Raw genomic sequence first — 25090 nt, 5'->3', positions numbered from 1 at the left:
CCTTTGAAGCGGATGCCCGAAGCGGGTATTATCTTACGATTTGTCCGTCTACCAAGTGAATCGTACGGTCGGTTTGTGCAGCCAAGCCCTCATCGTGGGTCACGATAACGAACGTCTGTCCCAACTTGTCGCGCAGGTCGAAGAACAGGCGGTGAAGTTCTTCTTTGTTCTGAGTGTCAAGGCTCCCCGAAGGTTCATCGGCCAGAACCACCGACGGGTGGTTTATCAGCGCACGCGCCACCGCCACCCTTTGTTTCTCACCGCCCGACAATTCGGCAGGTTTGTGGGCAGCCCGTTCAGAAAGTCCGAGCATGTCCAGCATCTCTTGCGCCTGCTTGCGAGCCGTACCCGCCGACACACCTTGAATCAATGCGGGAATCGTGACATTTTCAAGTGCGGTAAACTCCGGCAGCAACTGATGAAACTGAAAAACGAAACCGATTTCTTTGTTTCGGAATGCCGAAAGTTTTTTCTCGCCCAAGCGGTTGACCTCTACCCCGTTCAGCCGGATACTTCCGCTGTCGGGCTTATCAAGCGTACCCATTATCTGAAGCAGGGTGGTTTTTCCCGCTCCGCTGGGACCAACGATGCTCACTACTTCGCCCCGCTCGATGGTGAGGTCTATCCCCCGCAATACTTGGAGCGAACCGAAACTCTTGGTTATACCCTGTAATTCTATCATCTGTTTTATAGCTTTCTGATTACGTATTCTGCCAAATAACACCCGAATACGGCAGGCATGTAGCTTACTGTTCCGGCTGTAGACTTTTTGTTGCGCTCGTCGTCGACAAGTATTACGGCGTTGGCATCTGCCTGTTCGGTGCTGAACACCACGGGCAACTTCCGCTTCATCCCCATCTTCTGCAGACGTTTCCTCACCGCCTTGCTCAGTCCGCAATGGTAAGTGTCCCACAGGTCGGCAAAGCGTACCTGCGTGATGTCTTTTTTCGCCCCTGCCCCCATGCTGCTCACTATCTTCATTCCACGCTGCAAAGCATGGTAGATAAGGTAACATTTCGGGGCTACGGTATCAATGGCATCGACTATGAAGTCGGGTTTCGCACTGTCTAACAGTTCCGGTATCGCCTCATCTTTCAGGTAAACCGGAAGCACGGTAAGCTCCAGTTCGGGATTGATGTCACGGAAACGCTCGGCAAGTACCTCGGCTTTCAACCGCCCCAGCACCGAATGGGTTGCCGGAAGCTGACGGTTGATGTTACTGGGCTGTACCGTATCGGCATCTACGATGGTCATGCGCCCCACTCCTGCCCGGCAAATCATCTCGGCAGCGTATGCTCCCACACCTCCCAGTCCTACCACCAGCACATGTGCCCGGCGCAGGCGTTCGGTTTTATCCGTGCCCAGCAACAATTCGGTACGCTGCTGCCACGCTCTTTTATCGTCACTCATGAATCTTTCTTAAACCATTTATAAAACCAGTTGCCCACTCGGTCATAATACTGTGTTTCCGCCCATCCGCGCGGGTCGGCAAAGCTCAACGCCTCGCTCGGATCGCCTTTCTGGTCGGGGTAAAGCAACATGATACTATTATTATTAAAGTATTTGGAAATCTGCATCGGAAGACGTTCGAAAGCCGAATCGTAAGAGATGGAACCACGACGCGAGCTGACGACAACCAACAGATGGTCATAGTTCACCTGTCCGGTGATAATCAGCAAGTCATCCCAATCCTCCAATTCCTGATACTGCGTCAATACGTCTTTATGTTTCTTCTGGATGTACCCTTTGATGTAGCCCAGCGTCTGCGGGTGGGCAAAGAAGTGTAACCGGCACCCCAGCTGACTGCTCATGCGGCAGAGGTGGACTATCCATTTTACGAACCCATGTTCGAATTCGGCTTTGGGCGGAACCGCCACGATGATACGGCGAAGCGTGTTCACCGGAATAAGAAAGCGAACAATCATCACCTGCAAGTAAGTACCTTTCAGCAGATTCTCGGTCAGATTTCCGAAAAAGGAGTCGACGATACTTGCTTTATGATGCAGCCCGATGATGATGCTCGTAGCTTCGTTTTCTTTCGCCGTGTGTAAGATACCCGTGGTAATATTCAAGTCGAAACGGCTCACCGTTTTCAGCATGACATTTGCCGAGGCAGCAATTTGCGCCGCCCGCTCCAAGCTGCGCCTTCCCTTCATCTCCTGCTTCACCGAGTCGTTATTATCGTTTATCACGTTAAGAGCCACAAGGTTATTTATCTGCTTTTCATCGCGCACCACCATCGCCAGCCCCATCAGGCGGTCTAACGTTTCGGGGTTTGCCACCGGGATAAGGAAACGTTCTTTTTCCTGTCCTTTTTCCTCATTCAGCTCGGCATCACTCATCGCCACGCGCTTCGCCGCATGTTCGGTTATAAACGAGCTGACTACACACGTTACCAATATGAGAAGAATGGTTCCGTTCAGTACATCTTCGTTCAGCAACCGCTCGCCGTTGGGCTGGATAATGTTATATCCCACCATCACCGCTGCCAGCGTAGCCGCCGCCTGCGCATTGCTTAAACCGAACATCAGTTCACGCTCTAAAGCCTTCATTCCGTAGATTTTCTGTGTAACCCATGAGGCAATCCACTTGCCCAGCAGCGCCACCACAATCATCACACCCGCCACCTTTATCGAGTCGATATGCCCGAACAGCACGTTGACGTTAATCAGCATCCCCACACCTATCAGGAAATAAGGGATAAACAGCGCATTGCCCACAAACTCCAGATGACTCATGAGCGGAGACACGTGAGGAATAAGGCGGTTCAGCACCAGTCCGGCGAGGAACGCTCCCAAGATGCCCTCCATACCGATAAGTTCCATCAGTCCCGCACCTAAGAACACCATTGCCAGCACAAAGATGAACTGCACCACATTATCGGTGTAACGGCGGAAAAACCAGCGTCCGATGCGCGGAAATGTGTACATTATCACCACACTGAGTACCACTACCTTGACCACCAGCCATACCCAGAACATCTCCGAAATGCCTTTTTCGTTGAACATGCCTGCTATGACCGCCAGCACCAGCAGCGTCAGCGTATCCGTTACCGCCGTACCTCCCACGGCAATGCTCACCGCCCTGTTCCGGTTAATGCCGTACCGAATCACTATCGGATAGGCTATCAGCGTATGCGAGGCATACATACTTGCCAGCAATACCGAAGTAATCAGCCCGTAGTCAAGCAGATGAAGATTCGTCCAGATACCGATGCCCAACGGAAAAATAAAGGCAAGCAAGCCCAGTACCGTCGCTTTCATACGGATGCTCTTAAAGTCCTCCATGTTCATCTCAAGTCCGGCAAGAAACATGATATAATACAATCCCACTTTGCCGAAAAGTTCGAAACTGCTGTCGCGTGCAAGAATATTAAACCCATGCTCTCCCACAACCAGCCCGGCCAAAATCATGCCGATGATGTGCGGTATGCGCAAACGCTCTAACAGGATAGGAGCAAACAGAATTATCACCAAAACCAGAAAGAAAATCCACGTGGGGTCAGTTATCGGAAATGCAATATCAAAATTTATCCATTCGAACCATTCCTTCATAAAATGCGTATAGTTTAATCCGTTTTTAGGAACAAAAATACGAAAAATCTTCAATATCTCCCGATTATTATTTCAAAATGTTTTATTTTTGCAGCAGAAACCTTGACGAAGGAGACACAAAGACACGAAACGACAAACGTGATGCGTTGGCGTACTCCTCGCGGTAGAACAAACAAACGATAACCATTATTTTTAAAGACAACGAAAATGAAAGTAGCAATTGTTGGTGCGAGCGGAGCCGTAGGACAAGAGTTCCTGCGCGTGCTCGATGAGAGAAACTTCCCGATAGACGAGTTGGTATTGTTCGGTTCTTCACGCAGCGCCGGACGAAAATACACTTTCCGAGGAAAAGAAATCGAAGTAAAACTCTTGCAGCACAACGATGACTTTAAAGGTGTAGACATTGCTTTCACTTCTGCCGGAGCCGGAACTTCGAAAGAGTTTGCCGATACCATTACCAAATACGGGGCTGTGATGATTGATAACTCAAGCGCATTCCGTATGGATGCAGATATTCCGCTGGTGGTTCCCGAAGTGAATGCTGAAGATGCGCTGAACCGTCCGCGCGGCATCATTGCCAACCCCAACTGTACGACGATTCAGATGGTTGTGGCGCTGAAAGCTATCGAAAACCTGACTCACATCAAGCGCGTGCATGTATCGACTTATCAGGCAGCCAGCGGAGCAGGTGCGGCAGCTATGGATGAGCTTTACGAACAATACCGCCAAGTATTGGCCGGCGAACCGGTAACGGTAGAAAAATTTGCATACCAATTGGCGTTTAACCTGATTCCGCAAATCGACGTGTTTACCGATAACGGATATACGAAAGAGGAAATGAAGATGTATAACGAAACACGTAAAATCATGCACTCCGATGTAAAGGTGAGCGCAACGTGTGTACGTGTGCCTGCACTTCGTTCTCACTCTGAGAGCATCTGGATTGAAACCGAACGTCCTGTGTCGGTAGAAGAAGCACGCGAGGCGTTTGCTCACGGCGAAGGACTGGTGCTGATGGATAATCCGGAAAAGAAAGAATACCCGATGCCGCTTTTCCTTGCCGGCAAAGATCCGGTATATGTGGGACGTATACGCAAGGACCTTGCCAATGAAAACGGACTGACATTCTGGATTGTGGGCGACCAAATCAAGAAGGGTGCGGCGCTCAATGCGGTACAGATTGCCGAGTATTTGATTAAAGTGAACAACATCCGATAATTTTTATAAACAGCGCGCCCCTGCTTCCGGCAACCGTCGTGAAAGCAGGGGTGTCGTTTTTTTGCCACCCGTCCGGAGGGTATTCAACTCCTTATTTTTTCTTTGTATACTTCTGTGCGTTCAAGCACCTCGCGAACGAAATTGTAGGTTTCCGTCCCACGGAAATACCCGTTCTTACATACGGGGTCTTGATAAAACTCTTCGTTACTTTTCAGCAGGATGTAATGTGCCACGTTATGCTCCCACACGTAAGGGTCTCTCCCGTATTTCCGTGCCAGCGCGATGGCATCGGTCACGTGTCCCGCTCCGGCATTGTAGGCGGCAAGCACAAACTTCACTTGCTCTGCCGGGTCGTCTACTTTCTTAAAAATCTGCTGTAATGCCGCTATCAACTTCACTCCTGCACGTATGCTTTCTTCCGGATCGTTCTCCTTGCCGGCGGGCACTCCCATAGCACGCGAAGTTGCCGGCATCAGCTGCATCAGTCCTTTTGCCCCTGCCCACGAGGTCACGTTGGGGTCGAAATTCGATTCGGTATAGGCAAGAGACGCCAGCAACCGCCAGTCCCAGCCTATCTGCTTGGCGTATTTACGGAACAAATCATCGTACACCGAAATTTTTCCGTCCGCCACCGAGAGGATGGCACCGTGGGAAACGTGTTTGTTCAGCTCGAAATAACGCTGCGCACTGGCACGGAACTCGGCTGAGTTGATGTTTTCCTTGTGCCACTTGTCGGCAGCCTCGGCAAGCCGTGGCGATGTTTTCCGCACCGCCCACGATGAACGCTGGTCGAAACTAATCTTCAGTCGGATGTCAAGATTGGGATAATAGGTTTTATTGATACGCGCCACCTCGTTGGTTGCCACCGTATAGTCGATTACCCCTTCCGCCACCTGCGTAATCAGCCCTTCCGCCGAAACGCTGTCGGCAGGCATGACATGTAAGCGGATTCCCCCACCCAGCTCTTTATTCAGATTCGCAAGCCGAACCCGGTATACACCGGGATTGACGTACACGTCGCGGTCTACGAGCTGAGTCACGTCGGTCAGCGCATTTTTCCCCCTCCGTTGCACGATGACCTGATGCGTAATATTTTCTTCGCCGCAATAAATCAGTTTATCCTTCCTCCGGTTGGTTACGGCAAGATTATACGCTATCAAGTCGCCTTTTCCCGCCAGCAGGCTGTCTACCAGTGCATTTTCATCTTTCACAATCTTCACATTGAGCTTCACTCCGAGCGAACGCGCAAACTGTTGCGCCAGCTCGTACTGGAATCCCATCGGCTCTCCCCGGTAATTGAAGTACGAAGTAGAACCGCTGACAGTGAGTACGGTCAATTCTCCGCGCTCGATGATTTGCGGCAAGTCTACCGCCTCTTCCTTACTCTTTCCGCAAGCAGCAAGTAACAGGCACAACACCACGCATACATACGCAAACGGAACGGTTTTCATCGCCCTACTATTTTTTCGATATACATCTTCAATATCTCAATCGCCTTGCGGTTATGCCCTCCCTGCGGAACAATCAGGTCGGCTATCCGCTTGGCAGGTTCGATAAATTCCAAGTGCATGGGCTTCAACACCTTTTCGTAGCGTTCCATCACCGCCTCGGCAGTTCGCCCGCGTTCTATCACGTCGCGCTGTATAACCCGTATCAATCGGTCATCAGGGTCGGCATCCACAAAAATACGCAAGTCCATCAAGTCGCAAAGCTGCTTGTCGCTCAGTGCCAGAATCCCTTCGATAATAACCACCTTGCGCGGTTCGATGTGGATGGTTTCGGGCTGGCGCGTACACGTCAAAAACGAGTACACCGGCTGTTCGATAGCCTCACCGCGGCGCAGCATGGAGATATGCTCAGACAGCAAATCCCAGTCGAACGCATTCGGATGGTCGAAATTAATACTCTGCCGTTCCTCCACAGGCACGTGGCTGCTATCTTTATAATAAGAATCTAACGGAAGAACTGCCACTTCGCCCTCGGGCAGACTTGCAACGATTTCTCTCACCACAGTTGTTTTCCCGGAGCCTGTACCTCCTGCAATTCCGATAATAATCATGGTTCGTTTCAATAATTAGTTATATATTTGCAATATACAAAATTACGATAATTCATAAAATAAACACATAACGAGAAGAAGAAATTAAAATCATTTTTCCTTTAAAGAAAAAACGTGTATTTTTGTATTAAAATAGTAATTATATGCTCTTTGATGACACCAAATATCTTGATTATAAATTTCCCGAACCACAATATTTAGGGGCTAAATACATTCATCGCGGATGGATTGCCCAGTTTATCCCCGACAAAGCAAACAATGTTTTGGATGCCTTTTCCGGCTCACAATCCATTGCATATATGTTCAAGCAATTAGGCAAGAAAGTCATAACCAATGATTTTCTAAATTGCAACAACCTGATAGGAAAGGCTTTAATAGAAAACAAACAATATACTCTTAACAAAGAAGATTTAGAAATACTTTTCTCAGAAAACAGCAATCCGGAAGTCTTTAATCTCATGGGAAAGCTATTTGCAAACTTATTTTTCTTACCTGAAGAAGCTGCCTTTGCCGATAGTTTCCGCAGTAACGTCAATCGCCTAAACAACAAGTATAAAGAAGCATTGGCTTTATCTGTAATGTGCCGAAGTATGACACGAAAAGTTACAATGGGACATTTCGCCCACACGCAAGCGTTAGTATATGCAGCAGATCCTGCCCGTATCAAACGTAACCGCAGTTTAGTACGACCACTCAAAGACATATTCGAAGAGTTACTTCCCGAATATAACGCAGCCGTATTTGATAATTCAAAAGACAATAAAAGTTATAATAAAAATATTTTAGACCTATTACCTCAACTTACCGATATAGACTTAGCATATTTTGATCCTCCGTATTGTAACAGCCATGCGGATTATCAATCATTTTATCACTTATTAGAAACTTACGTAGAATATTGGAAAGACAAACAGTTCGTTAATGGTATCAAACGTTATGAACCCAAAAGATATAGTGGATTTGACAAAAACAGTGAAACTCTTTCAAATCTTCAACTAATGTTTGAGCGAGCCAATCACATACCTACATGGATAGTGAGTTATAATGACCGAAGTTATCCGGATATAAACACGATGATTGAAATGATTACGCCTTATCGACAGGTAAAAATCGAAAGAAAAAAATATAACACAGGACGAGGCGGAAAAGGCAGTGTAGCCGGCAGCAGTGAGGTTCTTCTAATTTGTACCATGAAATAAATACGATAAGCTATTATGTCAATGAAAAATTTTTCAAAATGGGAAAAAGAATTCAGAGCGCAAAATCTATATGCGTTTAATGGAGACACCAACGGATTACTATGGCTAAAGACACGCGCTGTATGTAGAAGCAAACAATTAAAGAAATTTACTGAAATCAATAAAATAACCCTTACTACAACTAAAATCGCAGAACAAAATGTAGAGTTATTCGAACTGCTGGAAAAGAAGCCTGATGCGATGTTGCTATTAAATGAGTTCTTAAATAATCAGGAGCATGAATGGTACAAGTCATTAGGAATTGATGAAGAACAACTGAAAAACGATTTATACAAAATTCACCACTATGCATGGGGTGGCGATCAAAATAATTCATTAGACAAGCATTTGATAAGCAGATATGTAAAAGTAATCAGCAAGTTCGATGTATTAGCAAGCAAACAATCCGAAATAGCAGATAACGCATGGAACTATGTACAGACAAGCTGGTATAATAATTGGACATCGTACCTCATAGAGGCACTGTTTAAACGCCATAAAAAAGTCATATCGGCAGTTGGAGAAATAAAAAGTGTCGATTTCTTTTTGGATGATAATCCCATTGATTTAAAAGTCACATTCTTCCCTAACCAATATTTGAATGAAAAATTAAAGGAGAAATTAGGGAAAAAAGAAATTTCATGGTTAAAAGAAAAAGCCAAAGAAAATAACATAACAATAGATGCGAATCAGACAGAAACCCAGCAAATATATACCATTTCGGAAAAATTATCAGAAATAGGACGTAAAGACATTATTTCTGACCTAAATGCCAAACGCAAGGAAATTATTGACGAAGCACAAACAAACCCCATAGAACTAATGACATGGCTATATGCCAACCAAGGCGAAATGAGGTTTGGTGCAGAAAACCGTCTTTTTGTCATTCTAACAGATGCAAACGACATAAGCCAATCTTGGAAAATGAAAAGGGCTTTCTCATTGATTGAACCCAAAATCAATAATTATCTTAACAACTTTACCCGAACATCGTTAAAAAAGATTGATTTCACTTTCAAAGGAAATTCATATACCAGTCTTGCAGATGTAATTTTCGTGACAAAAAATTAATTATAGCAGCAACAATTCCAATAATATCAACATTATATAAAATAAACAACTATGGTCAAACACATTGTTTTATTCAAGCTGAAAGAAAGCCTGACAAGCGCGGAAAAAGCCGACGTAATGAACCGTTTCAAGGCGGCTATCGAAGCCTTGCCTCAAAAAATTGATTTTATACGCGATATACGGGTGGGACTGAACATCAACCCCGATGAACAGTGGGACATCTGCTTAGACAGTACGTTCGACTCGCTGGACGACGTGAAGGCTTACGCCGTGCATCCCGACCACGTGGCGGCTGCCGGCATACTGAAGGACGCGAAGGACGGTCGCGCCTGCGTGGATTACGAACTGTAAACGGGAGGGGCTGCCATGAAAAAAATTATCAACCCGTGGAAAGGGATAAAGGGGTACTTCTGTTTCGGGTGTGCTCCGGAGAATGAAGCCGGCGTAAAAATGGAGTTTTACGAAGACGGCGACGAGGTGGTGAGCTTCTGGCATCCCGAACCTAAATATCAGGGATGGAAAGACACGCTTCACGGAGGAATTCAGGCGGTGTTGCTCGACGAAATCTGTGCGTGGGCCATCGCGCTTAAACTTCAGACGACGGGGGTTACCTCGAAGATGGAAACGCGCTACCTGAAACCTGTGATGACTACCGATGAGTACCTCGTCTTACGGGCGAGCGTGAAAGAACAACGCCGTAACCTTGTCACCGTTACCGCAAGCATCAGCAACCGGGCGGGTGAGGTTTGCACACAAGCCGTATGTACGTATTTCACTTTCTCGAAAGAAAAAGCACGCGAGGAGATGTACTTCAACGGCTGCTTCACTGAAAAAGAAGACGTGAATCCGATAGGATGAAGAAAAAATGGCATGTTTCCGAGACTGTTTTTTTGTTTTTGCGAGGAGGATAGCGGGCTATCTGACGAGTAAAAACGGGAAAACAGACCGGAAACAAACTCAAAGGGAAGCTGATAAAAACAACTTATTGGAAAATTTAAACAGGTTCTTAATCTCATCCTTACAGAAACAGCGTAATTTGAAAGAAAAATAAAACTTTTCCTGATAAATATTTGGATTTCTCATTCGCACGCTTTACTTTTGTCGCAAACAAACAAAGATAATCATGAATATTACAGCTACATACCACGTGCATCATCATTACCTAACGTTTATGCGGTAGGCTGATACGGCGTGTATGTAACAAGAAAAAAACGCAAAGGCTTGCCCATTACCAACGGCGAGCCTTTTTTTATTTCCGGGATTGAAGAAACACGGTGTCCGGCGTTGTCCGGAGCTTGAAAAAATTCTATCCGATAAACCGATGAATCCTACGGGTAAGAAGGGGCAACCCTTCCGCTTGGAAGGGGGAGTGCTAACGGTAGCGTTTTCGGGAGGGATATCGGCTGCGGATTTCTTCCATGTTTCAGTTGGTCGGGAAATTTTAACCGGTTATTTGACAACTTCATAAATACATAAAAAGATATGCTTAGAATTGCTGTACAATCAAAAGGTCGGTTGTTTGATGACACAATGACCTTACTTGCGGAAGCCGACATCAAGCTGTCGACTTCGAAACGTACCTTGCTCACCCAGTCGTCCAACTTCCCGGTGGAGGTTTTGTTTCTGCGCGACGATGACATCCCCCAGTGTGTGGCAAGCGGAGTAGCCGACTTGGGAATCGTGGGCGAGAACGAATTTGTGGAACGTAACGAGGATGCCGACATCATCTACCGCTTGGGCTTCAGCAAATGCCGCCTGTCGCTCGCCATCCATAAAGAGGAGAATTACGAGGGGCTGGAGTGGTTCCGGGGAAAGAAAATAGCTACGTCGTATCCGGGCATCCTGCAACGCTTCTTGGACAAGAACGGAATCGATGCGGAAATCCACGTAATTACCGGTTCGGTGGAGATAGCTCCGGGCATCGGACTGGCAGACGCTATCTTCGATATCGTAAGCTCCGGCTCTACGCTTATCAGCAATAACCTGAAAGAGGTAGAGGTGGTGATGAAGAGCGAAGCGTTGCTCATCGGGAACAAGAGCCTCAGCGACGAGAAAAAGGAAACGCTCAAAGAGCTGCTGTTCCGCATTGATGCTGTAAAGGCTGCCGAAGACAAGAAGTATGTGCTGATGAACGCTCCCACCGAGCGAGTGAAAGACATCATCGGCGTGCTGCCGGGCATCAAGAGCCCCACCGTGATGCCGCTTGCCACCGAGGGATGGAGCAGCGTACACACGGTGCTTGACCAGAAGTGTTTCTGGGACATCATCGGTAAGCTGAAGGCGCTGGGCGCACAGGGCATACTGGTGTTACCCATTGAGAAAATGATTATTTAACCTTACTACATAGAACGGAATGCCATGAATATCATAACTTATCCCGAACGTTCTACATGGAACGAACTGCTGAAACGCCCCGTGATGAATACCGACACGCTGCGCGACACGGTACTCGAAATTCTGAACCGCGTACGCACCGAGGGAGACCGGGCGGTAATGGAGTACGAAGAGAAATTCGACAAAGTAACGCTTCAATCGCTCGCCGTGAGCGAACAGGAATTTGCCGATGCCGAAAAAGCGGTAAGCATCGAGCTGAAAGCTGCCATCATGCTGGCTTTTAACAACATCCGCACGTTTCACGCTGCCCAGAAATTTGAGGGGAAACGGGTTACCACGCTGCCGGGCGTTACGTGCTGGCAGAAAGCGGTGGCTATCGAAAAGGTGGGTCTGTACGTTCCCGGCGGAACGGCGCCGCTGTTCTCTACCGTGCTGATGCTCGCCACTCCCGCCCAGATAGCCGGATGCAAGGAAATCATTCTCTGTACGCCTCCCGACCGGAGCGGAAAAATCCACCCCGCCATCTTGTACGCGGCAAAGGTGGCAGGCGTAAGCAGGGTATTCAAGGCGGGAGGTGTGCAGGCTATCGGGGCAATGGCATACGGAACGAGCAGCATCCCGAAGGTGTACAAGATATTCGGACCGGGCAACCAGTATGTTACGGCTGCCAAACAGCAGGTGTCACTGCGCGATGTGGCTATCGACATGCCTGCCGGTCCGTCGGAAGTGGCGGTGCTTGCCGACGAGACGGCGCAACCTGCTTTCGTGGCTGCCGACCTGCTCTCGCAGGCGGAACACGGAACCGACAGTCAGGCGATACTGATTACCACTTCGGAGGCATTGCTGCGTGAAGTGACCGGAGAAGTACAGCGCCAGCTTGAACAGCTTCCGCGCAAGGGCATCGCCGAGAAGTCGCTCGCCAACAGCAAACTGATACTGGTGCGCACGATGGACGAGGCTGTCGACATGGTGAACGAGTATGCGCCCGAACACCTGATTATCGAAACAAAAGATTACCAGCAGACGGCGGAACGCATCGTCAACGCAGGTTCGGTATTCCTCGGCCCTTACTCGCCGGAAAGTGCGGGCGATTATGCGTCGGGCACGAACCATACGCTGCCCACCAACGGATACGCAAAGGCATACAGCGGCGTAAGTCTGGATAGTTTCATCCGCAAAATCACGTTCCAAGAAGTAACGCAGGAAGGTATCCGCATGATAGGTCCTGCCATCGAAGTATTGGCTGCCAACGAGTATTTAGACGCGCATAAGAATGCCGTGAGTGTCCGGCTGGCTTTTAATCCTCAGAACAAACTATGAAACCGTTACAAGAATTGACTCGCCCGAACATCTGGGCGCTGAAGCCTTACTCATCGGCACGCGACGAGTATAGTGGCGCAGAGGCATCTATCTTTTTGGATGCCAACGAGAACCCGTATAACACGCCTAATAACCGTTATCCCGACCCGCTGCAAAAGGAACTGAAAAACCTGATTGCACCGGTCAAGAAGGTGCTGCCCTCACAGCTTTTCCTCGGAAACGGGAGCGATGAAGCCATCGACCTGATGTATCGGGCGTTCTGCCGTCCGGGGGTAGACAACGTGGTGGCTATCGACCCTACGTATGGCATGTATCAGGTGTGTGCCGAGGTGAACGATGTGGAGTACCGTAAAGTGCAACTCGATGAGAATTTCCAGTTTACGGCAGACTCGCTGCTGGCGGCTTCGGACGAACACACGAAACTCATCTTTCTCTGCTCGCCCAACAACCCGACGGGGAACAACCTGTGCAGGGAAGAGATTATCGCGCTCTTGCAGGGATTTGAAGGACTGGTGATTATCGACGAGGCGTATGCCGACTTTTCCGACGCTCCTTCGTTCCTGCTCGACTTGGAGAAATACCCCAACATGGTGGTGCTTCAAACGTTCTCAAAAGCATGGGGATGTGCTGCCATCCGCCTCGGCATGGCATTTGCCCACGCCGACATCATCGGCATTTTAAATAAAATAAAATATCCGTATAATGTGAACAGGCTGACGCAGCAAGAGGCGGTGCGGATGATGGAACAGCATTACCGGGTAAAGGAATGGGTAGGTTCGCTGCTCGAAGAGCGTACCCGCCTCGTCCGCGAGTTCAAGAAACTCCCCTGCTGCCAGCATGTATATCCTACGGATGCCAATTTCTTCCTGACGCGGGTTACCGATGCCAAGAAAATTTACGATTACTTGGTGAGTCAGGGTATCATCGTGCGGAACCGGAGCAACATCACGCTCTGTAAAGACTGCCTGCGGATTACCATCGGCACGCGCCCCGAAAACGATGCACTATTAGATGCACTCAAGAAACTGAAACTTCAGTAAGCTGAGCTTGTAAATAACGAAATCCCGCCGCACCGTCCGGATGCACATCTCAGACGGTACGGCGGGATTCTGTTATGACAGCCACCGTCGGTTATCAGATAATTTCTATACCTTGCTGCTTACATAATTCCAGTCCGACATCTTTCAACTTGAATTTTTGGATTTTCCCGCTTCCGGTCATCGGGAACTCTTTCACGAAGAAGATGTATTTCGGAATCTTATAGCGGGCTATCTTGCCTTGACAGAACTCACGCACGTCGAACTCGTTCATCGTGTATCCGTCGTGAAGGATGATGAAAGCACCTACCGCTTCACCGTATTTCTTCGAAGGGATTCCGGCTACCTGCACATCCTTGATACCCGGCATCTGATACAGGAACTCTTCTATCTCGCGCGGATAGATGTTTTCACCGCCACGGATAATCATGTCTTTGATACGCCCCGTGATGCGGTAATTGCCGTTTTCGTCTTTCACACCTAAGTCGCCCGAATGGAGGAAACCGTCCTTGTCGATAACCTCGGCTGTAGCTTCGGGATTCTTATAATACCCCTTCATGGTGTTATATCCCCGGTTACACATTTCACCCTGCACGCCTACGGGACATTCTTCGCCCGTTTCGGGGTCGATAACGCGCACTTCGGTAAATTCGTAATCGCGTCCTACGGTGTTATAGCGCACTTCCGCATCGTCGTCGATACGGCTGTGAGTCATTCCCGGCGAAGTCTCGGTAAGCCCGTACACACTGGTTACGCGCATAAACATCTTTTCTTCCACCTGACGCATCAATTCTACAGGACAGAGCGAACCTGCCATGATGCCCGTGCGCAGACACGAGAGGTCGAACATGTCGAACATCGGATGATGAAGCTCGGCAATAAACATGGTAGGCACACCGTAAAGGGCAGTACAACGTTCCTTGTGTACGGATGCCAGCACCAGCAGAGGATCGAACCGCTCTACCATCACCTCCGTACATCCATGCGTGAGGCAGTTCATCGTAGCAAGTACCACACCGAAACAATGGAACAGCGGCACGCATACACAGAGTTTGTCATCGGCAGTAAACTTCATGTGTTCACCTGTGAGGAAGCCGTTGTTTGCAATATTATAATGTGTAAGCATAACGCCTTTGGGGAATCCCGTAGTTCCGGAAGTATACTGCATGTTCACCGTGTCGTGGCAGTTTACCTTGCTGCGTGCTTGGCGCAACTCCTCATCATCGATGTTATTTCCCAGCAACAGAATCTCCGCCGTGTTATACATACCGCGATACTTCTCCTGCCCGATGTAAACCACATTGCGCATACACGGAAAACGTTTGCTCTTCATGTGTCCGCGCTCGAAAGTTTTCAGTTCGGGCAGCATGGTGTAAGTCATGTCAACAAAGTTACTGTCTTTCTCGCCGTTCACGATGCAAAGCGTGTGCATGTCAGAGTTCTTGCAAAGATACTCCAGCTCCGCTTGCTTGTAACTGGTATTCACCGTTACTGCCACCGCCCCTATCTTGGCACAGGCATAAAGGAAAGTAAGCCAGTCGGGGACGTTGCCAGCCCATATCCCCACGTGTGTACCTTTTTTCACACCGATGGCAAGCAATCCCTTCGCCATATTGTCTACACGCCGGTTAAACTGGCTCCATGTAAAACGCAGGTTACGGTCGGAATACACCAAATACTCCTTATCGGGAGTGGTTTCCGCCCAATGCTCCAGCCAGTCGCCTAAAGTTCTTTCAGAGAGTTGTAACATAGCCGTTGGGTTTTAGAGATTAAATGGGAGTATAAATTACCGCAAGAATGCGCGCCGCCTGTCCTTCGTAAGCATGTACGTGATGTGGCACGATGGAGTCGTAATAAATCGTATCTCCTTCGCTCAATACATACGTCTGTTTACCGTAATTCACTTCCAGCTTACCGCTCATCACCAGAATGAATTCCTCTCCCTCGTGTGCCGAGAGGCGGAAATCCTCGTTTTCTCCGGCATCGATGTCAATGACAAACGGCTCCATGTGACGGTCGGTCTTGCTGCGTGCCAACGAGTGATAATGCAAGTGCTGGCGGGCATCGACGGCATTGTTCGAGAAGCTCACCGTATCGTCGGCTTCTCCCTGACGGCAAACTACGGCTCCCACTTCGTCGGGCTGGTCATCGAGGAACGTTCCCAGACGTACCCCCAGCGTCCGTGCTATCTTGATTAGCGGAGCCAGCGAAGGGATGTCGATGTTATCTTCAATGCGGCGGATTTGGTCGACAGTCAGTTCCGAGCGTTCCGCCAATTCTTCAATGCTTATTTCCTTGAGTGTTCTGAGCGATTTAATCTTTTCGCCAATGATATTCGTGCAATCCATAGTAATCGTTGTTTTAAGTTATCTGTATTTGCTATAATAAATAACCACTTAGCTGCAAATATACGCAAATTACATAATATAAAGAAAAGGAAATCAGTAAAACCGCACAATCCGTTATGATTTATCGCCACAGGGTATCGTTTCGCTTATTCCGAGGCAGACGATGCTTCCTCTTTCCGCTTACGATAGAGCTGATACGAGTTGACCACATTATGCCATACGCTGTAAAAGCCGGCGGCAAGGGAGGTTACGGGAGTGAAAAACGTATATCCCATCCAAATGGCGAGGGCGGTATTTTTCTGTCCCAATGCTTGTCCGGCAGTAATGGAATCGCCATACACGCGGCCTATGCGTTTCCCGAAAATAAACTGTAAAGCGCAACACACGAGTGATATTACTGCCAGTCCTGCCTGATACCAGAAAGAGACATCGCTGTGAGCCACACTTTTAGCCGTAACCGCAATGGCGATGGTAAGGGCTACTGCCCACAGGTAGAACGAGAGGTCTTGATACTCGGCGACACGCGCATGGAGCTTGGGACAAAGATAGCGCAACAGGATGGCTGCCACAAACGGACAGAGCAGCAGCGGAAAGACTTTGCCTAACGTAAGCGTAAAGGCGCTTGCGAAACTTACACCCGGCTGCGGATGCACCAAAGGAAGCAGCAGGGGCACAAGAAACGAAGTCAGCAGGTTGGCGAGGATAATGTAGGTGGTGATGTGTCCGGCATCGCCTCCCAACTTGCGTGTTACCACGGCGGAAGCCGTAGCCGTAGGACATATCATGCAGAGCATGGCACCTTCTACCAAGATGCGTGCGGGGAAGTGGGGCAAGAGTATAAGGAGCAATGCCATCAGCGAGAAACTCCCGCCCTGTATCAGCAGCAGCCACAAGTGCCAGCGGCAGGGGCGCAAGTCGTGCAGGCTAATCTTACAGAAGGCAAGAAACAGCATCGTGAATATCAGCAACGGCTGAATGATGTCGACGGCACGTGCCACAAAAGGTTTGGTCGGGGCAAGCGCGGGAATGTTTACGTAGACCACATAAAGCAACACTCCCGATACCATTGCTATCGGGAGTGTCCAGTTCTTACAAAATCGAATAATGTTCATGGGGTTAATCTTGGTAATAAATGCGTTTTACGCGGTTGGAAACGCTGGTCAACACCTCGTAAGGGATGGTTTCGAGGAGGTCTGACAGCACCGTTACAGGCAGGTCATCACCAAAGATAATCACCTTATCGCCCTCTTTACAGTCGATGTCTGTCACATCTATCATACATACATCCATACAGATATTGCCCACGTAAGGAGCTTTCTGTCCGTTCACAAGGCAGTAGGCATGTCCGTTACCCAAGTGTCGGTTCAATCCGTCGGCATATCCGATGGGGATGGCTGCAATGCGCGAATCGCGGTTCAGGATTCCCTTCCGGCTGTAGCCCACGGTTTCCTCTGCCGGAACGTCGCGTATCTGGAGAATGGTAGTCTTCAGGGTAGTAACGTTATGAAGCATTTTATTGGTAAAGGGGTCTACCCCGTACAGTCCGATGCCCAGACGAACCATGTCAAACTGTGCGCCGGGGTAACGCTCGATACCAGCCGTGTTACAGATGTGACGCAGAATCTTATGATTGAATCCTGCTTGCAGTTCGGCGGCGGCAGCTTCGAACGTCTCTATCTGGCGGCGGGTAAAGGCATCGAAACGGGCATCGTCGCTGCCCGCCAAATGCGAGAATACCGACCGTGGAATCACGGCACTCTGTCGATGCAGGCGTTCCACCAATCGGGACATATCTTCGGGTGCAAAACCCAGCCGGTGCATTCCTGTATCTATTTTCACATGAATCGGGAAGTTGGTCACGCCCTCACGTTCGGCGGCTTTTATCAGTTCTTCCAGCAAGTGGAAACTGTAAACTTCGGGTTCGAGCTTATAATCGAACATGGTATGGAAAGCGGTTACTTCAGGATTCATGATGATGATGGAGCTTTGGATACCTGCTTTGCGAAGGTCGGCTCCCTCATCGGCAACAGCCACTGCCAAGTAATCTACACGCTGGTCTTCGAGCGTTTTCGCCACTTCGAATGAACCTGCCCCATACGCCGATGCTTTCACCATGCAAACCATTTTGGTATCCTGACGCTTCAACTTGTTACGATAGTGATTCAGGTTGTCAACCAAAGCGTTCAGATTGATTTCCAGAATGGTTTCATGTACTTTCAGTTCCAGCAAGTCGGTTATCGTGTCGAAATGAAAAGCCCGTGCTCCTTTGATAAGTACCACTTCGTTACGCAGCCCGTTCAGGATGCCGGACTCCAACAATTCGGAGGTAGAGCGGAAGAACGATTTTTCTATCTCAAACCGCGATGCCGATTCGGAGATTTCTTTCCCCACACCGATAATGCGGTTTACGCCACGGCTGTGTACCAAGTCTGCCACCTGCCGGTAAAGCAGTTTGCTGGTTTGTCCGCTCTCAAGAATATCCGACAAAATCAAGGTACGCTTACGGTGTTTGTCTTCGGAACGACGCGCCATAAAGTCGAGTGCAATGTCCAGTGAAGCAAAATCGGAGTTGTAACTGTCGTTAATCAATACGCATCCGTTCTTTCCCTCTTTCACTTCCAGACGCATGGCAATCGGCTCCAACCGTGCCATCCGTTCGGCGATAAGTTCGGGCGACACCATCAGGTAAAGCGCCACTGCCAGACAGTTCAGCGAGTTTTCAATGGAAGCATCGTCAATAAACGGGATTCGGTATTCTTTAAAGAACCCCAAGTAGCGGTATTTTATCGTGGTTCCGGTATCGTCTTTCTGTATTTTCTCAATGAAGAGCGGGCGTTCGCTGTCTTTCATCGACCATGCTATTTCGCGTGCCGTGAAGAGCGATTTTGCAATGCAGCTGCTTATCAGCTCGTTATCGCCGTTATAAATTATCACGTCGCAGTCTTTAAACAGTTGTACTTTTTCCATGCACTTGTCTTGCAGCGAGGAAAAGTTTTCCTGATGCGCCCACCCGATGTTGGTCAGCACGCCGATGGTGGGGCGGATAATCGGAGTAAGAGATTCCATTTCTCCCATCTCGGATATGCCGGCCTCGAAGATACCCAGCTCGGTATGTTCATTCATCAGCCATACCGACAAGGGCACGCCTATCTGTGAATTATAGCTGCGGGGCGAACGGGTGATGATACGTTCCGGACTGAGCAACTGATACAGCCACTCTTTGACCACCGTTTTCCCGTTACTGCCGGTGATTCCTATAACCGGCACATCGAACTGCTCGCGCCGGCGTGCTGCCAGCTTCTGCAAGGCTTTCAGCGGGTCTGCCACCAACAGAAAGTTGGCATCGGCATAACGTGCAATGTTTTCGGGCAACGTACTCACCACAAAATTGCGCACTCCGCGCGTATAAAGGTCGTCTATATATTTGTGTCCATCGTTGCGCTTGGTTTTCAACGCAAAAAATAAGGTTTCTTCCGGAAAGCACAGCGAACGGCTGTCCGTCAGAATCCAATCAATCTGTGCCGAAGCGTTTCCATGACGCTCCGCACCCGTGACAAGAGTTATTTCTTCAATATTGCTTGACATAACTTGATTTCTTTTTCCGCATCTAAGTACGGTAATTTTTCTTTTAGTCTTTCAATCTTTAACAGTATTTGACTTAAAAAGCTGCGATATGCCTCGGATGTGGCATCGAACGGGCGGTGAGCGAGTCCCCGGCGGATTTCATCCCATTGCTTCATCACAATCCGGGTATCGGCAGAGAAGGCTGTATCGGAAAAACATTCCCAAATATAATTAACAGCCAGAGGAGTGGGATGAAACATATCATCGGCATAAAAACGGTAGTCGCGCAACTCGTCCATCATGATTTCGTAAGAAGGAAAATAATGGCAGTAGGATAACCGGCGGCACAAACAGTCGGCAGCAAGCAGCAGCGTGGCTTTGCTCACCTGATTGCCGTGCATCCCGTCTCTGACGTGGCGGATGGGGCTTACCGTAAACAGGATTTTCAGGTGGGGATTCATGCGTTTAAGCTCGCCCAGCATGGTGGTATAAACGGATACGATTTCTTCCACCTCCAGCAGACGGCGCGTAAACAACCGTTCCGGCAGCTTGTGGCAGTTGCCTACGATATTCCCGTCCTCACACCACTCGTACACACGTGCCGTTCCCCACGTAAACAGCAGCCAGTCAGCCTGTTTCAGATGCTCCTCCCCTGCTTCCATACGGCGGTTGATAGCTTCGAGGCAGACTGCTTTATCGGGCGACGAAAACGAACCGTGGTGCATCAGGCTGAACCATTGTCCGCGGTCGTAACGCAAATCGGCATCCGTGTATCGTTTTCCGCGGTAAAGCTGGGCGATGCCCTCGGCTATCGACAGCGGATTATATAAAATGCCGAAAGGATTAACGTCACAAGTAAACTTGTAAGCATCCAGTTTTTCTCCGATATTTTCGGCAAAACACGACCCCCACAACATTAACTTATCGGCATGGCGGATTTCATATTGTCCGACAGGAAGTTCTACTTTAGTTCTCAATTCCATAAATCATCGCAAGATTCTTACATTTTGTTTCTTTTTCGAAAAAGTCTCAGCATCCCGAATAAATATTCTTCCAAGCCTCAACGGAAGCGTGTCTGTACTTTTTTACGCAAAAATAAGTACAATCTATTTATTTATGCTAATTTTGTGCGATTAATGTTTAACGAAACAGGAATGAAAGAAGAAACTTCATACGAATTGTTAAATAAAATAGATTCTCCTGACGACTTGCGCCAACTGCCCGTCGAGGCTTTGCCACGGGTGTGTGCCGAGCTTCGGGATAAAATAATCGACGAACTTTCACGTAATCCGGGGCACTTCGGTTCGAGCTTAGGCGTAGTGGAACTGACGGTTGCCATTCATTATATATTTAATACTCCTTACGACCGCATCGTGTGGGACGTAGGGCATCAGGCGTATGGGCATAAGATACTGACCGGACGCAGAGACATCTTTTATACAAACCGCAAACTGAACGGCCTTTGTCCGTTTCCTACACCGACAGAGAGCGAATATGATACGTTTACGTGCGGACACGCATCCAATTCCATTTCCGCCGCACTCGGTATGGCTGTGGCTGCGGCACGGAAAGGAGAGGAAAACCGCCGGGTGGTAGCGGTTATCGGAGACGGCTCCATGAGCGGAGGACTGGCTTTCGAGGGGTTAAACAACGTGTCGTCTACTCCCAATGATTTGCTTATCATTCTTAATGACAACAACATGGCGATAGACCGGAGTGTGGGGGGAATGAAGCAATATTTGCTTAACCTGCATACGTCTGAAGGATATAACCGCCTGCGGAACGCTTTGTCGAAAAAACTTTATCGCTGGGGAATCCTGAACGATGAACGGCGCAAAAGCCTGATTCGTTTCAACAACAGCTTGAAGTCGATGCTCATGCAACAGCAAAACATTTTCGAGGGCATGAATATCCGCTATTTCGGTCCGGTGGACGGACATGATGTGACGGCGCTCACACGGGTATTGAAGGAGATAAAAGACATGAAAGGCCCGAAACTGCTTCACGTTCATACGCGGAAAGGCAAGGGATTCAAGCCGGCAGAAGAGGCGGCTACCGTGTGGCACGCTCCCGGCATATTCGACAAGGAAACGGGCGAACGTATCGTGGCAGATACCACAGGGATGCCTCCATTGTTCCAAGACGTATTCGGGAATACCCTGCTGGAGCTGGCACGGCAGAACGACAAAATAGTGGGTGTCACACCTGCCATGCCTTCCGGATGTTCGATGAACATTCTGATGAAGGCAATGCCTGAACGGGCTTTCGATGTCGGCATTGCCGAAGGTCACGCCGTGACGTTCTCAGGAGGAATGGCTAAAGAAGGATTGCTGCCGTTCTGTAACGTCTATTCGTCGTTCATGCAGCGTGCGTACGACAATATCATCCATGACGTTGCCATATTAAAACTCAACGTGGTGTTCTGCCTTGACCGTGCCGGACTGGTTGGCGAGGACGGGCCTACGCATCACGGAGCATTCGACTTGGCATACTTGCGCCCTATACCGAACCTCATCATCGCCTCGCCTTACGACGAACATGAACTGCGGCGGCTGATGTACACCGCCCAACTCCCCGACCGTGGTCCTTTTGCCATCCGCTATCCGAGGGGAAGAGGGGTGCTAACCGACTGGCACTGTCCGTTAGAGGAGGTTGAAATAGGAAAAGGACGGAAAATGAAATCGGGCACCGACCTTGCCGTAGTAACCATCGGACCGATTGGAAACGATGCCGCGGCAGCCATCCGGCGTGCCGAGAAAGAAACCGGATGCAGCATCGCACATTACGACTTGCGATTCCTGAAACCCATTGACGAGGAGATGCTCCACGAAATAGGACGCAACTTCCGACACGTCATTACGGTAGAAGACGGTGTGCTAAAAGGAGGCATGGGAAGCGCATTGCTTGAATTTATGGCAGACCACGGTTACACACCTGCCGTAAAGCGCTTGGGCATCCCGGACCGTTTCATCCAACACGGTACAGTAAAAGAACTTCGTGCCTTGTGTGGCTTTGACGAAGACAGTATATATCATGCTATTATTCATACGTTAAACTTATGAAAATCATCATTGCAGGCGCAGGAGCGGTAGGAACCCACCTCGCCAAACTGCTTTCGGGCGAAAAACAAGACATTATATTAATGGACGAGGATGACGAAAAGTTAAGCCGGATGGGAAACAACCTCGACTTAATGACGGTCAACCTGTCTCCAACCTCGATTAACGGTTTAAAAGAAGCCGGAGTAGCCAATGCCGACTTGTTTATCGCCGTAACTCCCTACGAAAGTCAAAACATGACCGCGTGTATGCTTGCCACGAACTTGGGAGCGAAGAAAACGGTAGCGCGTATCGACAATTACGAGTACCTGCTGCCTAAACACAAAGAGTTTTTTTCCCGCTTGGGCGTACACTCGCTGATTTATCCGGAAATGCTCGCCGCACGCGAAATCGTAGATGCCGTGAAGCTGAGCTGGATACGCCAATGGTGGGAATTTGCCGGAGGCGCATTGGTGATGCTGGGTACTAAAATGCGTGAAACGGCCGAGATTCTGAACGTTCCGCTTCACGAACTGGGCGGACAAAACATCCCGTTCCATATCGTAGCCATCAAGCGCGGAAGCGAAACGATTATCCCGCGAGGAGATGACACCATCCGGCTGAACGATGTAGTTTACTTTACCACAACAAAGAAATACATCCCTTACATCCGCAAAATATCCGGAAAGGAAAACGAACCCGACATACATAACGTTATGATTATGGGAGGCAGCCGGATAGCCGTGCGCACGGTGCAGTATATGCCTGAAGACATCCATGCCAAAATCATAGAGAACGACCTGAACCGCTGCAACCGCCTGACCGAACTGGTAGACGACAAGGTGATGATTATCAACGGAGACGGACGCGACATCGAACTGCTGCGCGAGGAGGGTATACGCAACACCGAGGCTTTCGTGGCACTGACGGGAAGCTCGGAAACCAACATTCTGGCTTGTTTGGCTGCCAAGCGGATGGGCGTTACGAAGGTGATTGCGCAGGTAGAAAACGTCGACTATATCAGCATGGCTGAAAGTTTAGACATCGGAACGGTTATCAACAAAAAATTCATCGCCGCAAGCCATATCTATCAAATGATGCTGGACGCCGACGTTTCAAACGTAAAGTGTCTGACATTTGCCGATGCCGACGTAGCGGAATTTACCGTCAAGGCAGGGTCGCGCATCACAAAAGCTCCCGTAAAAGACATCGGGCTGCCTAAAGGCGCAACCATCGGCGGACTGACCCGAAACGGGGAAGGCATGTTGGTTACAGGTAATACCATGATTCAAGAAGGAGACCACGTGGTAGTATTCTGTTTAGGCATGATGATAAAGAAACTGGAGAAATATTTCTAAAACACTGAAAACCAACAGTCAACAGACAGATCTATTCCTCCACAAAACACTACCGTTAGCATCTCACTGCACAAGCGGTAGAATTGCTTCACGCTACCCATAGAAACCACCGGTTCTACGGGTAGCGTTTTTTATGCTCCTACAAAGCCACACAAAGTTAAGCAAATTATATTAATAATGTTAACAAAAACACGTTCTATCGAATAAATCCATATTTTTGCAGAAACACGATATAATCCGATGATTATGAGAACAAACCATTTTATCACAGCAGCTTTGATAGGCATTGCGCTATCATTTACCGATTCGTATGCCGGCAATTTAAAGTTAGAAAGAAATGAAGCAAACGTATCCTCGATGCGGAGAAACGTCCCGCCACGAAGAGCCATCAATTCTTTCATCAAACAAAAATATCCCGGATGCAGGATTCTTGACAGAGACACCGACGACGGGTTTGTTGAAATAAAAATCAGACATCACGGCATAGAAAAAATAATCTTGTTCGACGGAAATGCAAAATGGCTTCATACGCTTTGGGAAGTAAGGCGGAACCAGTTGCCCGAACGAGTTATCGTAGGCTTGAAACGTGCGGGATTTGCTTATTCCGACATCGACGACAACGACAACCAGCTTCTGGAAACCCCACGCGGACGATATTTCGCTGTACAGGTGGATTGCGGCAGACGAGACGGGATGTACCTCGTTTCGGAACGAGGCAAAGTGATACGCCGGTACAGCGACGACCGGTGGAATGACGGACGGATTTACTTCGGCGGACGGTTTAACAAAGAATGGGACGATGGCGAAGACCATTTCGACGAAGGAGACGACGAGTGGGATAACCGCCACGTAAAACATCACCGCCGCCACAGCCGTGATGACGAACACGATGACGGCGAAGACCATTTCGATGAAGGAGATGACGAGTGGGACTTCATCCGTTAATCCTGA

Annotated in this window: 21 protein-coding genes; 11 read left to right on the top strand and 10 right to left on the bottom strand. The window is 48.8% G+C overall.

All coding sequences use genetic code 11. The features are described 5' to 3' along the window. Positions 1-28: 28 nt before the first annotated feature. From H9626_RS10155 to H9626_RS10145, 3 genes are read right to left on the bottom strand one after another with little or no spacing between them, the layout of a single operon-like run. Positions 29-682, bottom strand: a complete 654-nt coding sequence (locus tag H9626_RS10155; RefSeq protein ID WP_178255837.1) for an ABC transporter ATP-binding protein — start codon at positions 680-682, stop codon at positions 29-31. A gap of 5 nt (positions 683-687) precedes the next feature. Beyond that, positions 688-1410 carry a tRNA threonylcarbamoyladenosine dehydratase gene (locus H9626_RS10150; protein WP_178255838.1) on the bottom strand — a complete coding sequence of 241 codons (723 nt, stop codon included), beginning with the start codon at positions 1408-1410 and terminating at the stop codon, positions 688-690. After that, on the bottom strand, positions 1407-3554 hold the full coding sequence (locus H9626_RS10145) for a cation:proton antiporter (RefSeq protein ID WP_191710429.1): 2148 nt from the start codon (positions 3552-3554) through the stop codon (positions 1407-1409). Before H9626_RS10145 ends, H9626_RS10150 begins: the two co-directional genes overlap by 4 nt. A gap of 207 nt (positions 3555-3761) precedes the next feature. Between H9626_RS10145 and H9626_RS10140 the strand changes: the two genes are divergently transcribed. After that, a complete protein-coding gene (locus tag H9626_RS10140; RefSeq protein ID WP_178255840.1) occupies positions 3762-4772 on the top strand; it encodes an aspartate-semialdehyde dehydrogenase in 1011 nt (336 codons plus the stop codon). 83 nt (positions 4773-4855) lie between these two features. Here H9626_RS10140 and H9626_RS10135 read toward each other — a convergent pair whose 3' ends face one another. Beyond that, positions 4856-6223, bottom strand: coding sequence for an MltF family protein (locus tag H9626_RS10135; protein ID WP_191710428.1), 1368 nt, complete (start codon positions 6221-6223; stop codon positions 4856-4858). Continuing rightward, the gene (gene udk / locus H9626_RS10130) at positions 6220-6831 is read right to left on the bottom strand and encodes a uridine kinase (protein ID WP_178255842.1); all 612 of its coding nucleotides are present in this window, start codon (positions 6829-6831) and stop codon (positions 6220-6222) included. Before udk ends, H9626_RS10135 begins: the two co-directional genes overlap by 4 nt. Before the next feature lie 143 nt (positions 6832-6974). Between udk and H9626_RS10125 the strand changes: the two genes are divergently transcribed. The 7 genes from H9626_RS10125 (at position 6975) to hisC (ending at position 13834) form a co-directional block, all read left to right on the top strand. Continuing rightward, positions 6975-8030 carry a DNA adenine methylase gene (locus H9626_RS10125; protein ID WP_191710427.1) on the top strand — a complete coding sequence of 352 codons (1056 nt, stop codon included), beginning with the start codon at positions 6975-6977 and terminating at the stop codon, positions 8028-8030. A 21-nt stretch (positions 8031-8051) separates the two neighbouring features. Beyond that, complete coding sequence (locus H9626_RS10120; RefSeq protein ID WP_191710426.1) at positions 8052-9140, top strand: hypothetical protein; 1089 nt, start codon at positions 8052-8054, stop codon at positions 9138-9140. Positions 9141-9191: 51 nt separating this feature from the next. Continuing rightward, positions 9192-9491, top strand: coding sequence for a Dabb family protein (locus H9626_RS10115; protein WP_178255843.1), 300 nt, complete (start codon positions 9192-9194; stop codon positions 9489-9491). A gap of 15 nt (positions 9492-9506) precedes the next feature. Continuing rightward, positions 9507-9998 carry a PaaI family thioesterase gene (locus tag H9626_RS10110; RefSeq protein ID WP_191710425.1) on the top strand — a complete coding sequence of 164 codons (492 nt, stop codon included), beginning with the start codon at positions 9507-9509 and terminating at the stop codon, positions 9996-9998. Between the two features lie 624 nt (positions 9999-10622). After that, positions 10623-11474, top strand: coding sequence for an ATP phosphoribosyltransferase (hisG, locus tag H9626_RS10105; RefSeq protein WP_191710424.1), 852 nt, complete (start codon positions 10623-10625; stop codon positions 11472-11474). A 24-nt stretch (positions 11475-11498) separates the two neighbouring features. After that, positions 11499-12794, top strand: a complete 1296-nt coding sequence (gene hisD / locus H9626_RS10100; RefSeq protein WP_191710423.1) for a histidinol dehydrogenase — start codon at positions 11499-11501, stop codon at positions 12792-12794. Beyond that, positions 12791-13834: a histidinol-phosphate transaminase gene (gene hisC / locus H9626_RS10095; RefSeq protein WP_191710422.1), complete on the top strand. Its 1044-nt coding sequence runs from the start codon at positions 12791-12793 to the stop codon at positions 13832-13834. Before hisD ends, hisC begins: the two co-directional genes overlap by 4 nt. Positions 13835-13928: 94 nt before the next feature. Here hisC and H9626_RS10090 read toward each other — a convergent pair whose 3' ends face one another. The 5 genes from H9626_RS10090 to H9626_RS10070 all read right to left on the bottom strand — a co-directional run bounded on the left by H9626_RS10090 (position 13929) and on the right by H9626_RS10070 (position 20726). Continuing rightward, positions 13929-15581 (bottom strand): AMP-binding protein, encoded by a 1653-nt coding sequence (locus H9626_RS10090; RefSeq protein WP_178255848.1) that lies wholly within the window; start codon positions 15579-15581, stop codon positions 13929-13931. Between the two features lie 19 nt (positions 15582-15600). Then, the gene (locus H9626_RS10085) at positions 15601-16179 is read right to left on the bottom strand and encodes a helix-turn-helix domain-containing protein (RefSeq protein WP_178255849.1); all 579 of its coding nucleotides are present in this window, start codon (positions 16177-16179) and stop codon (positions 15601-15603) included. A 146-nt stretch (positions 16180-16325) separates the two neighbouring features. Next, positions 16326-17291, bottom strand: coding sequence for a transporter (locus H9626_RS10080; protein ID WP_191710421.1), 966 nt, complete (start codon positions 17289-17291; stop codon positions 16326-16328). Between the two features lie 4 nt (positions 17292-17295). Continuing rightward, entirely contained in the window at positions 17296-19764 is a 2469-nt protein-coding gene (locus H9626_RS10075; protein WP_191710420.1) for a bifunctional UDP-N-acetylmuramoyl-tripeptide:D-alanyl-D-alanine ligase/alanine racemase, read from the bottom strand. After that, positions 19740-20726: a GSCFA domain-containing protein gene (locus H9626_RS10070; RefSeq protein WP_191710419.1), complete on the bottom strand. Its 987-nt coding sequence runs from the start codon at positions 20724-20726 to the stop codon at positions 19740-19742. Before H9626_RS10070 ends, H9626_RS10075 begins: the two co-directional genes overlap by 25 nt. 171 nt (positions 20727-20897) lie before the next feature. On the opposite strand from H9626_RS10070, the gene dxs reads away from it, so the two are divergent. The 3 genes from dxs (at position 20898) to H9626_RS10055 (ending at position 25084) form a co-directional block, all read left to right on the top strand. Beyond that, positions 20898-22805, top strand: a complete 1908-nt coding sequence (gene dxs, locus H9626_RS10065; protein WP_178257508.1) for a 1-deoxy-D-xylulose-5-phosphate synthase — start codon at positions 20898-20900, stop codon at positions 22803-22805. Then, complete coding sequence (trkA, locus tag H9626_RS10060; protein ID WP_178257509.1) at positions 22802-24139, top strand: Trk system potassium transporter TrkA; 1338 nt, start codon at positions 22802-22804, stop codon at positions 24137-24139. Before dxs ends, trkA begins: the two co-directional genes overlap by 4 nt. Before the next feature lie 246 nt (positions 24140-24385). After that, positions 24386-25084: a hypothetical protein gene (locus tag H9626_RS10055; protein WP_191710418.1), complete on the top strand. Its 699-nt coding sequence runs from the start codon at positions 24386-24388 to the stop codon at positions 25082-25084. Positions 25085-25090 lie beyond the last annotated feature (6 nt).

The organism is Phocaeicola faecium (genome assembly GCF_014837055.1).
Taxonomy (GTDB): domain Bacteria; phylum Bacteroidota; class Bacteroidia; order Bacteroidales; family Bacteroidaceae; genus Phocaeicola; species Phocaeicola gallinarum.
Note: the sequence above shows the minus strand (reverse complement) of the source record. Positions and strands in the feature narration are given on the sequence as shown.

Excerpts from the sequence above, each read along its gene's own strand:
- H9626_RS10155 (WP_178255837.1), bottom strand. The coding sequence starts at position 682 with ATGATAGAATTACAGGGTATAACCAAGAGTTTCGGTTCGCTCCAAGTA.
- H9626_RS10135 (WP_191710428.1), bottom strand. The coding sequence starts at position 6,223 with ATGAAAACCGTTCCGTTTGCGTATGTATGCGTGGTGTTGTGCCTGTTA.
- hisC (WP_191710422.1), top strand. The coding sequence starts at position 12,791 with ATGAAACCGTTACAAGAATTGACTCGCCCGAACATCTGGGCGCTGAAG.
- H9626_RS10140 (WP_178255840.1), top strand. The coding sequence starts at position 3,762 with ATGAAAGTAGCAATTGTTGGTGCGAGCGGAGCCGTAGGACAAGAGTTC.
- H9626_RS10110 (WP_191710425.1), top strand. The coding sequence starts at position 9,507 with ATGAAAAAAATTATCAACCCGTGGAAAGGGATAAAGGGGTACTTCTGT.
- H9626_RS10090 (WP_178255848.1), bottom strand. The coding sequence starts at position 15,581 with ATGTTACAACTCTCTGAAAGAACTTTAGGCGACTGGCTGGAGCATTGG.
- H9626_RS10120 (WP_191710426.1), top strand. The coding sequence starts at position 8,052 with ATGAAAAATTTTTCAAAATGGGAAAAAGAATTCAGAGCGCAAAATCTA.
- H9626_RS10070 (WP_191710419.1), bottom strand. The coding sequence starts at position 20,726 with ATGGAATTGAGAACTAAAGTAGAACTTCCTGTCGGACAATATGAAATC.
- trkA (WP_178257509.1), top strand. The coding sequence starts at position 22,802 with ATGAAAATCATCATTGCAGGCGCAGGAGCGGTAGGAACCCACCTCGCC.
- H9626_RS10115 (WP_178255843.1), top strand. The coding sequence starts at position 9,192 with ATGGTCAAACACATTGTTTTATTCAAGCTGAAAGAAAGCCTGACAAGC.
- H9626_RS10080 (WP_191710421.1), bottom strand. The coding sequence starts at position 17,291 with ATGAACATTATTCGATTTTGTAAGAACTGGACACTCCCGATAGCAATG.
- H9626_RS10075 (WP_191710420.1), bottom strand. The coding sequence starts at position 19,764 with ATGTCAAGCAATATTGAAGAAATAACTCTTGTCACGGGTGCGGAGCGT.
- H9626_RS10085 (WP_178255849.1), bottom strand. The coding sequence starts at position 16,179 with ATGGATTGCACGAATATCATTGGCGAAAAGATTAAATCGCTCAGAACA.
- hisG (WP_191710424.1), top strand. The coding sequence starts at position 10,623 with ATGCTTAGAATTGCTGTACAATCAAAAGGTCGGTTGTTTGATGACACA.
- dxs (WP_178257508.1), top strand. The coding sequence starts at position 20,898 with ATGAAAGAAGAAACTTCATACGAATTGTTAAATAAAATAGATTCTCCT.
- H9626_RS10055 (WP_191710418.1), top strand. The coding sequence starts at position 24,386 with ATGAGAACAAACCATTTTATCACAGCAGCTTTGATAGGCATTGCGCTA.
- H9626_RS10145 (WP_191710429.1), bottom strand. The coding sequence starts at position 3,554 with ATGAAGGAATGGTTCGAATGGATAAATTTTGATATTGCATTTCCGATA.
- hisD (WP_191710423.1), top strand. The coding sequence starts at position 11,499 with ATGAATATCATAACTTATCCCGAACGTTCTACATGGAACGAACTGCTG.
- H9626_RS10150 (WP_178255838.1), bottom strand. The coding sequence starts at position 1,410 with ATGAGTGACGATAAAAGAGCGTGGCAGCAGCGTACCGAATTGTTGCTG.
- udk (WP_178255842.1), bottom strand. The coding sequence starts at position 6,831 with ATGATTATTATCGGAATTGCAGGAGGTACAGGCTCCGGGAAAACAACT.
- H9626_RS10125 (WP_191710427.1), top strand. The coding sequence starts at position 6,975 with ATGCTCTTTGATGACACCAAATATCTTGATTATAAATTTCCCGAACCA.